At 76.9% G+C, this 14,132-nt stretch carries 8 protein-coding genes; 2 read left to right on the plus strand and 6 right to left on the minus strand.

The genetic code is table 11. The features are described from left to right. Positions 1-40 precede the first annotated feature (40 nt). On the minus strand, positions 41-1,675 hold the full coding sequence (locus AAHH18_RS09385; RefSeq protein ID WP_283319713.1) for a DUF2142 domain-containing protein: 1,635 nt from the start codon (positions 1,673-1,675) through the stop codon (positions 41-43). 173 nt (positions 1,676-1,848) lie between these two features. Between AAHH18_RS09385 and AAHH18_RS09390 the strand changes: the two genes are divergently transcribed. Further along, positions 1,849-3,168, plus strand: coding sequence for a lipopolysaccharide biosynthesis protein (locus AAHH18_RS09390; protein ID WP_343301421.1), 1,320 nt, complete (start codon positions 1,849-1,851; stop codon positions 3,166-3,168). Here AAHH18_RS09390 and AAHH18_RS09395 read toward each other — a convergent pair. Beyond that, positions 3,155-5,074 (minus strand): hypothetical protein, encoded by a 1,920-nt coding sequence (locus AAHH18_RS09395; RefSeq protein WP_343301422.1) that lies wholly within the window; start codon positions 5,072-5,074, stop codon positions 3,155-3,157. The genes AAHH18_RS09390 and AAHH18_RS09395 overlap by 14 nt on opposite strands. 123 nt (positions 5,075-5,197) lie before the next feature. After that, on the minus strand, positions 5,198-5,815 hold the full coding sequence (locus AAHH18_RS09400) for a dTDP-4-dehydrorhamnose 3,5-epimerase family protein (protein ID WP_283319716.1): 618 nt from the start codon (positions 5,813-5,815) through the stop codon (positions 5,198-5,200). 87 nt (positions 5,816-5,902) lie between these two features. Between AAHH18_RS09400 and rfbD the strand changes: the two genes are divergently transcribed. Next, positions 5,903-6,751 (plus strand): dTDP-4-dehydrorhamnose reductase, encoded by an 849-nt coding sequence (gene rfbD / locus AAHH18_RS09405; protein WP_343301423.1) that lies wholly within the window; start codon positions 5,903-5,905, stop codon positions 6,749-6,751. Between the two features lie 72 nt (positions 6,752-6,823). Here the strand turns inward: rfbD and AAHH18_RS09410 are convergent, their stop codons facing one another. The 3 genes from AAHH18_RS09410 to AAHH18_RS09420 all read right to left on the minus strand — a co-directional run bounded on the left by AAHH18_RS09410 (position 6,824) and on the right by AAHH18_RS09420 (position 14,064). Beyond that, positions 6,824-8,161, minus strand: a complete 1,338-nt coding sequence (locus tag AAHH18_RS09410; protein WP_343301424.1) for a hypothetical protein — start codon at positions 8,159-8,161, stop codon at positions 6,824-6,826. A 231-nt stretch (positions 8,162-8,392) separates the two neighbouring features. Next, positions 8,393-9,430 carry a CAP domain-containing protein gene (locus AAHH18_RS09415; RefSeq protein WP_283319719.1) on the minus strand — a complete coding sequence of 346 codons (1,038 nt, stop codon included), beginning with the start codon at positions 9,428-9,430 and terminating at the stop codon, positions 8,393-8,395. Between the two features lie 188 nt (positions 9,431-9,618). Continuing rightward, positions 9,619-14,064, minus strand: coding sequence for a rhamnan synthesis F family protein (locus tag AAHH18_RS09420; protein ID WP_343301425.1), 4,446 nt, complete (start codon positions 14,062-14,064; stop codon positions 9,619-9,621). Positions 14,065-14,132 lie beyond the last annotated feature (68 nt).

A 14,132-nucleotide genomic window follows, 5' to 3' on the forward strand; every position in this document is an offset into this window, starting at 1 on the left:
GACGCCGGCGAGCCGGGCGCGGCCCGGGCCGGCCGCCGGGTCAGCCTCCGACGGCGGGAGCGGCCTGCGCCGCCCCGTGACCGGCCGGCGGCGCGGGCGCGACGTCGGCCGCCGGCTCCGGCAGCGGGCGCAGGTACGCCCAGGCGCACAGGCCGAGCGCGACGGCGACGGCCCCGTACAGCGCGACGCCGGGCAGGTAGGAGATGGGGGACTGCCAGTCGGGGTGCAGGGTGATGAGGTCCCCGTCCGCCCCCTCGGCGTACCGGCGCGAGCCCCAGTAGAACGCCGCCACCTGGCCCACGACCACGACGGGGAGCGTCGCGCGGGCGAGCCGGCGTACGAGGTCCGCCTCGCCGGCGGGCGCGGCCGAGGCGAGCAGGCCCGCGAGCAGCGGCACGCCGACGGCGATCGGCAACGCGTAGCGGCCCTGCCAGATCAGCCCCGTGTCGGCGGCCGTCGGGACCTGGAGGGCGAGCGGCGCGGCCGCGGTGCCGAGCACGAGCAGGACGAGCGCGACCCGCGTCCGCGCGGCACGCCGGGCGCCGAGCGCGACGAGCAGCACGGCGCCGGTCGCCGCGTACCAGGCGATGACCGTGACGGGCGGCGAGGGTGCGTCGAGCCAGCCGAAGTCGCCGATCATGTTGAGCAGGTACTGCGAGCCGAAGCCGAGCACCCCGAGCACCGCGGCGCGCAGGTCCGCGAGGTGCGGGTAGGCGTCGTGGGTCGTGACGACCGCCGGGTGCGTGAGCAGCCAGCCGGCACCCAGCGCGCAGGCGACGGCGGTCGCGCCGGCGAACCACCAGATGCGCGGGTGCCGCAGCACGGCGCGCCAGCGGCCCGCCGGCGCGGCCACGAGGGCGACCACCACGATCGCCAGCGCCCACACGGGGCCGGACGAGCGGGTCGTCACGAGCAGCCCGCCGCCGACCACGGCCTGCACGAGCGCGGAGGTCGGCACGGGGCGGCGGTCCAGCACGAGGGCGAGGCACGCCGTCCAGAACGTGAAGGCGGCGGCGATCTCGAACCCCGAGGGGTTCACCGTGGCCCCGAGGAACAGGCACATCGGCGTGAGGGCGACCGACGCCCCCCAGATGCCGCCCCGGTTGCCCTCGATGCGCGTCAGGCGGACCAGGCCCCAGGTGACCAGCACGGAGGTGAGCAGCGCGCTGACGAGCCGCATCGCCATGATCCCGGCGTCCGCGGGCAGCAGCAGCGAGGGCCAGCCGACGAGCGCGTAGTACAGCGGCGGGTACTGGCCCGCGAACGTCTCGACCACGACGGTGCCGTCCGCCGGCGGCAGGTCCTGCTGGCAGTCGGCGGACTGGGTGGGCTGGAACGCGAAGCAGTTGGGCAGGTTCACCGACGCGGCGTAGTCGGACGGCAGCTCCACGAGGCCCGCGAGGCCCGGAGCCGCGGCACCGGACTGCGGCTCGTGCAGCTCCAGCGACACCTGCCCGCGGACCACGCCCGCGGCCCGCACCACGTGGCTCGGCTCGTCCGGGGAGGACATCAGCGGGGTCGCCACGGACCAGCACGCGGTGAGGGCGAGGAGCAGCAGGCCCACGCCCGTCCACCGCCAGCCGCCGGGGACGCGGTCCACCACCTGCTGGAGCCGGGAGGTCCGGCGACCGGGCGCCGGGGTGCTGGCGGTGCGCGGCGGCATCCGGTCGGGCATGCGGGGACCTTCCACGGACGGAGGCGACGCTGGGGTCGTGGGCGGACCCGAGTATAGGGGCGGCGGGGGCGCGTCAGGCCTGGTCCGGGGCGCCGGTCGCCGTGGCGCACGGCCGTGCCGGTCCTCCCGGAGGGCCCGGGGAGCGCCGCGTACCCGCCGGTAGGGTGTCCGCTGTGCCGAGCCCCGCCGAGCCCCCTGCTGCCCGCTCCCGCCTCGGCACCCTGCTCTCGGGCCGGCTCGGGTTCCTGTCCGTCGCCGCCGGTCTCGGGGTCTACGGCCTCGCCGCGTACGTGTTCCTCGGGGTGGCGGGCCAGGCGCTCGGCCCCGCCGCGTTCGCGCCGCTGTCGGTGCTGTGGACGCTGCTCAACGCCGTCGGCATCGGCCTGTTCCTGCCGTTCGAGCAGGAGCTCGGCCGCACGACCGCGTCCCTGCGGGCGCTCGGCCGCGGCAACGACGGCGTGGTGCGGCTCGTGGGCCGCGTCGCGGCGGTGCTGCTCGGCGCCGTCGCGCTGGTCTGCTTGGTGGCCTGGCCGCTGCTGACGCGGCGCCTGTTCCACGGCGACGCGACGCTGGTGCCGCTGCTGGTCGGGGCCCTGCTCGGGATGGCGGTCGCGTACGTCGCGCGCGGGCTGCTGGCCGGCAACGGCAGGTACGGCAGCTACGGCGCCCAGTTCGTGGTGGACGGCCTGCTCCGGATGGCCGGGGCCGGCGCCCTCGCGCTCGCCGGCGTCCGGGAGGTGTGGGCGTTCGGGCTCGTGCTGGTGGTCGCCCCGCTGCTCGCCGTGCTCGCGACGACCCCGCGGCGCGCGGGCCTCGTCGACGCCGGGGAGCCGCCGGACGCCGGCGCGGTCCGACGTGCGGTCGCGGTGCTCGTGGTCGCGTCGCTCGCGTCCCAGCTGCTGGCGAACGCCGGCCCGCTGGTGGTCCAGCTGCGTGCCACCCCGGAGCAGGAGGTGCTGAGCGGGCAGTTCCTCGCGGCGCTCACGATCGCCCGCGTCCCGGTGTTCATGTTCTCCGCCGTGCAGGCGGTGCTGCTGCCCGGTCTCGCCGCGATGGTCGGGCTGCGGGACGTCGCGGGCTACCGGCGGCGGCTCGGGCTGGTGACGGCCGCGACCGCGGCGATCGGCGTCGGCGGCACGGCCGCGGTGTGGGCCTGGGGCGAGGTGCTGGTGCCGCTGCTGTTCGGCGACGGGTTCGGCGTGAGCCGCACGGTCGTGACGCTGCTGGCGCTGTCCGGCGCGCTGTTCATGCTCGCCCAGCTCGCCGCGCAGGCGCTGCTGGCGCTCGCCGGTGAGCGGGCGGTCGTCGTGGGCTGGGTCGCCGGCGCGGTGGCGCTGGTCGTGGCGGCGGTCCTGCCGGGCGAGCTGACCATGGTGGCTGTCGTCGCGCTCGTGGTCGGCTCGGCGGTGTCGCTGCTGGTGCTGACCGGCGCCCTGGTCCTCGCGCTGCGCGCGTGGTCCGCGGACGTGGGGCGGCCCGTCAGCCCCAGGTGACCACCTGGTCCGCCGGGGCGTCCTCGAGCCCGAGCGCGGCGACGTCCTGCGGGGCGACGACCACGGTCGCGCCGCGCGCCAGCGCGATGGCGGCGACGTCGGCGGGGGTGGCGGCCGCGAGCAGCTCGGTGGCGCCCGCCTCGGTGGCCGACGTCCACGTGCCGGTCAGCGCGAGCAGCCACTGCTGGGCGTTGACCGGGTGGATCGCGTCGTCCGCGCGCACGTAGACCACGTCCGGGCGGCCGGTCGCGGCGGCGGTCTCGGCCGCGCGGAGCAGGGCGTCCGCGCGCGCGACCTGGTCCGGCGTGACGCGCAGCTCGCCGGTCGACCGGCCGGTCAGCCCGTGGAGCTGGGTGAGTGCCAGGCAGCCGACGGCCACCGCGGCGACGGACTGCCAGCGCGGCACCCGCGGGCCGCCGCGCCGCGGCGACCGGCCGAGGAGCGCGACCGCCAGCGCGACGACGGCGACGAGCGCGACGCCGAGGAACAGCTTCCAGAAGTAGTAGCTCAGCTCCCCGGTGCTGCGCAGCTGGAGGACGCCGACCGCGCCCGCGGTGGCGAGGCCGGCCGCCGGCACGACCGCCGTCCACGGGGTCCGGCGCGTCCGGCCCGCCCCGGTGAGCAGCGCGGCCGCGACCGCCGCCAGGCACACGGCGAGCATGAGGCCGGCGCCGGGGACCGCGATCCCGCCCGGGATCACCAGCACGTCCGCGGCCGCCAGGCGCCGCAGGGTGAGCAGCGCGACGACGCCGCCGCCGGCCGTGAGGACGACCACGAGGGCGCTCAGCACGACGTCCTGGCGCGGGGCGCGCCAGGCGGCCCGCCGCGGCGGGAGCGCGACGAGCGCCGCGGCGGGCAGCGCGAGCGCCAGCAGGAGCACCCAGGAGTGCGCGACGCCCACGAGCAGGCCGCCGATCGCCGCCAGCGGGACGGGCGTCAGCGGCCGGGGGACGGTCACCGCGAGGAGCAGGACGGCCCCTGCCATCGCGCAGCCCAGCACGAAGTTGGGGAACCCCGACGTGTACGCGGACGCACCGGGCCCGACGAGGTACACGGCGGAGACGCCGGCGGCGGCCAGCACGGTCGCAGCCGGCCGGCGCGGTGCCGTGGGCAGCGCGCACAACCCGGCCACGAGGACGACGGCCGCCGCCGCGAGCACGAAGCCCTGCGCCCGGGCGTACAGCACCATCTCGTCCGCCGCCGAGCCCGGGGTCGCGGTGCCGAGCAGCTCCATGACGGTGGCGACGACGGCGTGGTGCCCCTCGGGGTAGTCCGCGAACTTCCACGTCCCGCCGCCCGCCGGCGCGGCGAGCGAGGGGATGACGGCGCCCGCCCGCCGCAGCATGAGCACCATGTCGACGTGCGCGGAGTTGTCCCACGCCGGCTGCACGGCGGCGAGCGCCTGCGCGCCGTCACGCACCGCGAGCAGCCCCCGGCAGGCCACGGCGCCGAACGCCGCCGCGGCCGCGACCGCCAGGTCCACCGCGCGCCAGGTGGGCAGCAGCAGGGCGGCCCGCTCCCGCGCGGCGCGCGGCCCGCGCCACAGCACCGAGGCGGTCAGGCCGCCCGCGAGCACCGCGAGCAGCAGCCCGACCCGGCCGAGCTGGCCGAGCGGCAGGTCCCACCACCACAGGGCGGGCAGCAGCCCCGCCGCCCAGCCGGCCGCGAGGAGCAGCCGCCTGGAGCCCAGGCGCGAGCTCGGGACGGCGAGCACCAGCAGGAACGCGACGACGAGCGCCGGGTACCCGCCGAGGACGCCGGTCGTGCGCAGCAGCGCGACGGCGACCGCCACGAGCGCGCCGGCACCCAGGGCCGGCAGGGGCCGGGGCCGCGGCACGGCGGGGCGCAGCCGGGCACCGGCGGCGGGTGCGGGGGGGTGGTCGAGCGTCGGCGCGGTGTCGGCCACGGGTCGGTTCTCCTGCGGTGGCTGCCCGGCGGCACGCCACCGGGGCCCGACCAGGGCGGACGGCCGGGCGGCCCGAGGCTACCGGACCCCCGGCGCCCCGGACCGGGACCTCACACGAGTGGCTCAGCCCCGCAGGGAGTCGAGGTAGGCCTGCACCTCGTCGTAGCGCGGCAGCAGACCCTGCTCGCGCGCCTCGGCGAGCGTCGGCGCCGCCGTGTCCTTGGCGGACAGCTGCGGGGCGACGGGGTTGCCGTGCCGGTCGGTGGTCGGCCACTCGATGCCGATCTCCGGGTCGAGCGGGTGGATGCCGTGCTCCCGGCCCGGGGAGTACCCGGTGGAGCACAGGTACATGACGGTCGAGTCGTCGTCGAGCGAGAAGAACGCGTGCCCGAGGCCCTCGCCCAGGTAGATCGCCCGGCGGTCGACGTCGTCCAGCAGCACCGTGTCCCAGGTGCCGAAGGTCGGCGACCCGACCCGGATGTCGACGACGACGTCGAGCACGGCGCCCCGCGGGCACGTCACGTACTTGGCCTGCCCCGGGGGGACGTCCGCGAAGTGCACGCCGCGCAGCACGCCCGCGGCCGACACCGACAGGTTGGCCTGCTGCAGGTCGAACCGGTGCCCGACCGCCTCGGCGAACGGGCCGCCCTGGAACGCCTCCAGGAACACGCCGCGGGGGTCGCCGTGCTGGACGGGTGTGATCTCCCAGGCACCCGGGACGGCGAGCTCGCGGTAGGTCATGGTGGTCCTCTCTGCTGTCGGTGGCCTCTGGCAGCGTAGCCGCGCCGGTAGGCTTCGGGGCATTCGTGCCGGGCGAGGGGAGTCGAAGTGCGCTGGTTGGTGACGGGGTCGAACGGGATGCTCGGCCAGGACCTGGTCGGGCTGCTGACCGAGCGGGGGCACGAGGTCACCGGCGTCGACCGCGCGGACCTCGACATCACCGACCCCGCCGCGGTCGCCGGGGCGGTGCGGGGGTTCGACGTCGTCGCGAACGTCGCGGCCTGGACGGCGGTCGACCCGGCGGAGGAGCACGAGGACGACGCGTTCACGGTCAACGCCGTCGGCCCGCAGCTGCTGGCCCGCGCCGCCCGCGGGACCGGCGCGCGCATCGTGCAGATCTCGACCGACTACGTGTTCGCCGGCGACGCCACCGAGCCGTACGCGGAGACCGCCCCGATGGCGCCGCGGTCGGCGTACGGCCGGACGAAGGCCGCCGGCGAGTGGGCCGTCCGCGCGGAGAACCCGGACCACCTCGTGGTCCGGACCGCGTGGCTGTACGGGGCGCACGGCGCCTGCTTCCCCCGCACCATCGCCCGCGTCGCCGCGGAGCGCGGCGGGCTCGAGGTCGTGGCCGACCAGGTCGGCCAGCCGACGTGGACCGTCGACCTGGCGGACCTCGTGGCGCGGCTGGTCGAGGCCGGCGCCCCCGCCGGGACGTACCACGGCACGTCCTCCGGCCGGACGTCGTGGCACGGCTTCGCGCAGGCGGTGGTCGGGGCCGCCGGGCTCGACCCGGCCATCGTCCGGCCGACGACGGCGGAGGCCTACGCCCGCCCGGCCCCGCGCCCGGCCTACTCCGTGCTCGGGCACGACGCCCTGACCGCCGCGGGGGTCGAGCCGATCGGCAGCTGGGAGCAGCGGTGGGCGGTGGCGGCGCCGGCGGTGCTCGCGGGCTGACCGGACCCCGGCGGACGCGACGGGACGGCCGCGGTCCCCACGCGGGGGGACCGCGGCCGTCCCGTCAGCGGCTCAGGAGGCCTTGCGCAGGTAGAACGCGACGCCCTCGTACCGGTACCCCGGCAGCTTCTTCACGGCGGCCAGCTCGGACGGGCTCGCGGTGTAGAAGTGCGTCCCGGAGGCGGGCCGGAAGAACCGATGCATCGCCGTCAGACCGGCGGCCGGCCGCGTGTGCACCTTGCCGACGGAGCCGTCGAGCCGGTACTGCGGCAACGTCCGGACCGTCTGGTACTCGCGCGTGGTCGACGTGTAGAAGTGCGTGCCGGTACCGGGCTGGTAGAACCGGTGGAGCGCGCGGGCGCCGGCGGTCGCGGAGCCCGACGTGAGCAGGTAGGCCACCGGGCCCTCGTACCGGAAGCCGGCGTCGCCGATCACGGTGTTCCGCTCGCCCTTCGACGTCGAGTAGAAGTGCGTGCCGGACGACGGGCGGTAGAACCGGTACAGCGTGGTCTCGCCGGAGCGCGGGGCGCTGTGCGAGTACTCGGCGACGATCTGGTAGATCGTGTAGTACCTCGTGCTGCCGTACCCGGGGCTCTCCACGACCGCGAGGCCGACGTCCGTGAGGTTCGCGTCCACCGCGTCCCGGACCAGGTAGCTGGAGCGGGCGGCGCGGATGGCGGCGTCCGCCGACGTCGCCGGGATGCGGTAGATCGCCTGGTAGCCGTCGAGCGGCGTGCCCGGCACCTTCGACGCGATGTCCGGGTCGAGCGACCACGTGCCCTGCGACGCCTGCCGCGTGGCCCAGGCCTCGGCCAGGGTGCCGAGCGCCCCGTGCCGCACGACCGGCTCGACCCGCGCCCCGAGGCGCGTCTGGTTCAGCGACCGGAAGTAGTCCCAGCCCGCCGCCCCCAGCAGCGTCGCCGGGCGGGACGCGGCGGCCACGGCCACGGGCGTCGCCGCGCCGGCGGCGGACGCCTCCGGGGCGGCAGCCGTGTGCTCGACGGCGGCCGTCGACCCGGCAGCGGGCGCCTCGGAGGTCTCGAGGCCGCCCTCCGGCGCGACCGTCGCACCGTCGACGTCGTCGTCCGGCACATCGGCCGGCACCTCGTCCGGCACCGGCCCGGCGTCGTCGCCGGCCAGGGACGAGCCGGTGGTCGGCAGCGGGGCCCCGCCGGCGTCCGCGGGGTCCGCCGGGTCCGTGCCGCCCGTGCTCTCCGTGCCGTCGGTGGCCGGCCCGTACGCCTCCGGTGCCGCGGGCTCGGTGACCGGGTCGCCGAACCGGGCGTACGCCCGCTGGATCTCGTCGGCTGCCGGGGCCTCGTCGGCGGCGGCGAGCGGTACGCCCACCCCGGCGGTCGCGAGTGCCAGGGCGACGGCGGTCAGCCGCCGCCACGTCCGGGTGCGCATCATCGGTTACCTCATCCTCTCGTGACGCCGCCCCCGGCCGACGTGCGGGCGGGGGCGGTGTTCTCGCGGGTGCGATCGGCGCCACGCTAGGGCGGCCCGGGGGCGAACCGGGTGGGCCCAGGGGGGTGCCGGGCGCCGAGTTGAGTGCTCCGTGCGAGAAGTTGAGTGGTGAGGCGCGCCGGTCAGGTGGCGACGGTGACCGCGGATCGCGCCGACCCGCGGTCACCGTGGCGTTCAGGACGCCTTGCGGAGGTAGAACGCGATGCCCTCGTAGGTGTAGCCCGGGAGCTGCTTCACCGAGTCGCGCTCGGAGGCGCTGGCCGTGTAGAAGTGCGTGCCCGACGCCGGCCGGTAGAACCGGTACATCGCGGTGCGGCCCGTCCCGGCGGTCGTGTAGACCTTGCCCGTCACGCCGTCGAGGCGGTACTGCGGGAGCGTCTTGACGGTCCGGTACTCGCGCGTGGTGGACGTGTAGAAGTGCGTCCCGGTGCCCGGCTGGTAGAACCGGTTGAGGTCGCGCGAGCCGGACGCGGTCGACGTCGGCTTGAGCACGTACGCCACGGGCCCCTCGTACCGGAACCCGGTGTCGCGGATCACGGAGTTCCGCTCGCGCTTGGACGTCGAGTAGAAGTGGGTGCCCGACGACGGGCGGTAGAACCGGTACAGGGTGGACTCGCCGGCCTGCGGCGAGCTGTGGGAGTACCGGGCGCTGACCTGGTAGATCGTGTACCAGTTCACGCCGTCCGGGCCGGGGACCTCGGCCACGGCGACGCCGACGTCCGTGGTGGTCGGGTACGTCGTGTCGGCCGGGAGGTAGTCCCGGGCGACCACGCGGATCGCCTCGGCGGCGGACGTGGCCGGGCCCGCGTAGATGGCCTGGTAGCCGTCCGACCAGCCGGCCGGCAGCTTGCTCTCGAGCGAGGGGTCGGTGGACAGCCCGCCGGAGGCCGCCTGCTTGGTGGCCCACGCCGCGGCGATCGCGTTCAGGCGCGGGTTCCGGCTGGCGGGCTCGACCCCCGCGTCGATGCGCGCGACGTTCACGGCCTGGAAGTACGCCCAGTCCGCGTCCGCGAGCACGGTCGCCGCCGCGAGCGCCTGGGCGCCGTCGTCCTCGACGGTGCCGCCGGGCACGCCCGGCTCGACCTGGCTGAACGCCCGGCCCAGGCCGGGGTCGGCGTCGTCGGCGACGGCCGCGGGTGCGGCGGCGAAGGCCGTCGCCGCCGCTACGGCGACGGCCAGGAGCCCGCGCCGGGCGCGGTGGTGGAGCTGCATGGGACCCCCTCGGGTGCAGGGGCGGCGCGCAGCCGCTGCGTGTCCGGGCACCGGCCGCTGCCGCACCCGGTCGACATCGGTGCCGTCACGCTAGAGGCACAGCCGGTTCCCAGGTGGGCGCTTCGTCCCGCCGCCGTGCGGACGACGCCGGACTTCACCCGTTCGCCGCGGCCGGGCGTCCTCGCAGGTCAGCGGACGATGCCGGGCACCGCCGACTTCGCGTACCCGAACCCGCGGTCCGCCACGACGAACGGCACCAGCCGCTCCAGGGCGTGCAGCACCGTGCCGTCGATCGGCAGCGGCTCGGCCGGGTACTCCGACCAGTCGAAGCCGGCCTCCAGCAGCGGCCGCAGCGCCTCGGTCCGCGCCCAGAACATCGTCCCGAGCGGGAAGTCGAAGTGGGTCGTGAGCGGGGTCGCGAGGCCGAGGCGCGCCGCCAGCCGCTCGCCCTGCGGCCGGTTCAGGTCCCAGTCGTTGAGGTGCGGGTCCTCCGGTGAGACCAGGCCGAGCGCGGGCCGGTCGGCGAACGCGGCGCAGATCACGTCCAGCATCGGCTCGCGTCCTCCGACGAGGTTCTCGTAGAGGAAGGTCCGCCACCGGTCGCCGACCTCCGGGTCGACGTGCGGGCTCTTCTTGCCGTGCACGTGCAGCACGAGGTCGTGGTCGAGCGCCCGACGGCCGATGCCCGTCAGCAGCGGGGCGAGGTCGCGCCCGCGGTTGGGCACCACCTCCACCTCCCAGCTCGGGAGACCGGACTGCGCGACCCGCTGCTCGAGCAGGTCGGCGCCGGCGCGGGTGCCGGTGGTCAGGTGCAGGTGGACCGGGTGCGTGTTGAGCGCGAGCCGGGTCAGCAGGTCGTCGACCAGCTCGGGGTAGTGGAAGTGCCCGTGGACCAGCACGCGGGCGCCGGTGTCGCCGCGCACCTCGGCGGCGTCGGGGCCCAGCACCTCGCGCAGCCAGGGTCCCGCGGGCCTGCCGCGACGCAGGAAGTCCGCGAGCGGGTCGCCGTCGCGGGCCTCGTCGTACCCCGGCGCCTGCTCCGCGTACGCCAGCGGGTGGAAGCCCGGCACGGGGCGGCGCACCAGCAGCCCGGTCCGCGGGCGCGCCCGCGGGGTCGTGAGCGCGGAGCGGTGCACGTACTCGGCGAGCAGCGTGCCCGGGTCGGCCCCCTCGCGGGACGGGTCGGTGTACAGCGCGGGGTCGAACGCACCGGCACCGCGGATGGTCTCGACGTCGCGGGCCTCCTGGTCACGCCGGGCGCGTGCGGCGGCGCCGAGCGCCTCGAGGCGCTCCGCGTACAGGCTCATGTCGAAGGCCAGCCGACCGGCCGACCGCAGCACCTGGCCGAGCTCCTGGCGCCGGGCGGGGTCGTCCGCCAGGTCCAGGACGAGCGCACCCGCGGCCGTGGCGTCCAGGTGCGGCACCACGAGGCCCGACAGCCGGGGGTCGGCCGCGAGCCACTCGGCGAACCCGCTCGCGCCGTCGAACGCCACGACGGGCACCCCGGCGAGGGCCGCGTCGATGGTCACGTTCGGCAGCGGGTCGAGGCGGGAGGAGAGGAGGAACACGTCGGCGCGCTCGAAGAGCGGTCCGAGGTCGGCCACGGGGGCCAGGAACGTGACGCGGTCCCCGACGCCGCTGCGCAGCAGCTGCTCGTGCAGCTCCTCGACGTACCACTGGAGCGGGCCGATCCGGTGGCCCACCCAGGCGAACCGCACGGGGGCGTCCGGGCGGGTGCGCCGCACGTGGTCGGCGGCCTGGAGGAAGAACTCGACGCCCTTGCGCGGGGAGACGGTCCCGGCACCGAGCACCAGCACGGCGTCCGGCTCCAGCCCGGCGAGGTACTCGGCGGCGTCCCGCTCCGGCAGGTCGGCGTCGACGCCGTCGGTCCCGATGGGCGTGGGCCGGGCGCCGGGTGCGTCCGCGGCGCCCGGGGGGAGCTCGGACTGCCCCTGCGGGACGACGTGCGGCTCGCGCGCCAGCAGGTCGGCGTACTCGCGGCGCATGGACTCGGCGACGATCGGCGCGGAGAACACCACCTCCGAGGCGGTCGCGAACATGCCCGCGAGGACGCCGGCGGGCCGCATCGACGAGCCGAACTCGTGGACCAGCGCCACCACCGGCACGCCTGCCCGGTCGAGGGCGGGGACGAGCGCGTGCGTCGCCGCGGAGTTGGCGAGCGCCCAGGACGGCCGGAACCGCGAGACGAGGTCGGCCGCCAGCGCCTCGGCGTCGTGCGGCACCCACGTGTCCGGGTCGACGTCGAGCCGGACCGTGGCCGCCGCGACCTGCCGCAGGTCGTCGGCGAGCTCGCCGCCGCGCAGCAGCACGACGACGACGTCCCGGCGGGCCCCGAGCTCGCGGGCGAGGTTCCAGCCCAGGACGGGCGCGCCGGTCCGGCTCGCCTCGTGCAGGACCAGCAGGACGGTCTCGCGCGCCGGGTCCAGGTGGCGCACGTGGACGTCCGCGGTGCTCATGAGCGACCGGCCCAGCCGGCCCTCGGCGTGCCCGTGGTCGCGGAAGTGGGCGGTGAGCTGCGCGTCGTCGAGCCCCGCGAGGTCGGGGTGCCGGGCGCGGTAGTAGGCCAGGTCCAGGTCGGCGGTCACGTCCGGGCCGGCGGGCGGCGGCGTCGGTGCCGCGGCGCGCAGGGTGCCCCCGCGCAGCAGGCGCCCCGCGACCCGCCGGGCCCGTGCGGCCTGGCGGGAGGTCACGCGCAGGGGTGCCGTGACCCGCCACGAGGTGCTGCGGTGCAGGTCCTCCACCTGCGCACGCAGCGCGTGCGCGGCGGCGCCCAGGCCCTCGGCCGCGCCCGTGGCCTGCGCGAGCTCGCCCTCGAGGCCCGCGCGGGTCCGGTCGAGCTCCTCGCGAGCCTGCTCGAGCAGCGTGGCGTGCCGCAGCGCGTCCTCCCGCAGGCCCGCCTCCAGGGCGGGCAGGCGCTCGTGCGAGGCGATGACGGCGTCCAGGTCGGTGCGGACGCGCAGGTGGGCGCCGAGGGCCTGCACGGCGTCCGTCGCCACCGGAGCCCCGAGCACCGTCGACTGGAACGCCCGCTCGCGCTCCCAGTGCGCGGCGAGGTCCGCGTCCGTGAGCGCGACGCCGTGCGCCGCCGCCGCGGCCACCAGCACGTCCCGCAGCACCAGCGGCGTGCCGTCGGCGGGCGCCGCCACCGGCCCCAGCGAGGCGAGCGCGTCGTACAGCGCGCGGAACACGGCGTAGCCCAGCGTCAGCGGCTCCGCGGAGACCCACTCCAGGTCGATGAACCGGGGGCCGTCCGGCAGCACCAGCAGGTTGCGGGGCAGCGCGTCGAGGAGGTCGCCGGAGACGGTCGCCTCCGGCCCCGCGGCCGGGTCGACGCCGGCCCGCTCGCAGAACGCCGCGAGCCAGGTGCCCAGCCACTCCGCGACGTCCTCGGCGCGCCAGCCCTCGCGGCCGAGGCGGTCGGCGAGCGTCGCGGACCACGGGGCGCCCCCGAGGTACCGCTCGTCCTCGAGCCTCACCCCGATGCCGGCGACGGTCGTGGCGAGGTCGGGCAGCGGACGGCGACGCCGCACCTCCACCCCGTCCGCCGTGCGCTCGAACGTCGTGACCTTGGCGAACTCCGGACGCCGGGCCGAGGACCCGAAGTACCAGGCGAGCGGGCCGACGGGCGACAGCTCGGCCGCGGAGGCGCGGACGAGGAACGAGGAGGACAGGTCCGCGACCAGCCCGTTGCGGACGACCGGCCCCCAGGCGCGCGTCAGGTCCATCGCCGTCGTCGCGGGCTCCTGGTGGTCGGCGTGCCCGGTCGCCGCGACCAGCGGGAGCACGTCGAACCCGTCGTGCTCCAGCGCGTCGTGCGCCACCACGGTGGTCGGCAGCTTGTAGTCGGGGAACGGGTAGTACCAGTCCAGGTGCGTGAGGCCGGCGCCGCGCAGGCGCCGCGCGAGCTCGTCCCGGCCGAACGTGACGACGCCGTCCGGGGCGTACCGGTCCTCGAGCCCGAACATCCGCCGCCCGACGTGGTCCTCGGGGAAGCCCGCGAAGTACTTCAGCCCGAGCTGGTTCTCGATCGCGAGGACGAGCTGGCCGTCGGGCTCGAGCAGCCCGACGATGTGCTCGAGCATGACGTCGACCGGGTCACGGTCGCCCGCGTCGAACCCGAACACGCGGGAGTACTCCAGGACGCCGACCATCACGACGGTCTGGAACCGGCGGGGGTGCCCGAACCCCTGGATGGTGTCCGCCACCACCTGCACGTTCGGCAGGTCGCGGCAGCGGTCCGCGCACACGCTGGCGCGGCGCGGCGAGCCCTCCACCGCGACGACCTCGAGCCCGGCCTCGCCGAGACCGCGCGTGACGGCGCCCATGCCGGCCCCGACCTCGAGCACCGGACCCGTGACGGAGGGGAGGAGGGGGCGCACCAGGTTCGCGCGCTGGTGGCTCAGGTGGTAGCGGGACGGCCAGTCCCGGATGTGGCGCTCGACCTCGCGGGACAGGGACGACACGTCGGTGGCGTCCCGGACGGAGGTGGCGACCCAGGTCTCGTAGTCGTCGCCGTCGTTGTAGCCGAACTCGGGGGCGTCCGTGCCCTCCGGGACCCACAGGCGTGACGTGCCGTGCCGCTGGTAGCCGAGGGCGGCGAGGTCCAGGGTCATGAGGGGTGCTCCCGGTGGGTCGGTGCCCGCCGGTGGGCGGGCGTCGGCTGGTCGCACGGCGGTCGCTC

The sequence above is a fragment of the Cellulomonas olei genome (genome assembly GCF_039548315.1).
Taxonomy (GTDB): Bacteria; Actinomycetota; Actinomycetes; order Actinomycetales; family Cellulomonadaceae; genus Cellulomonas.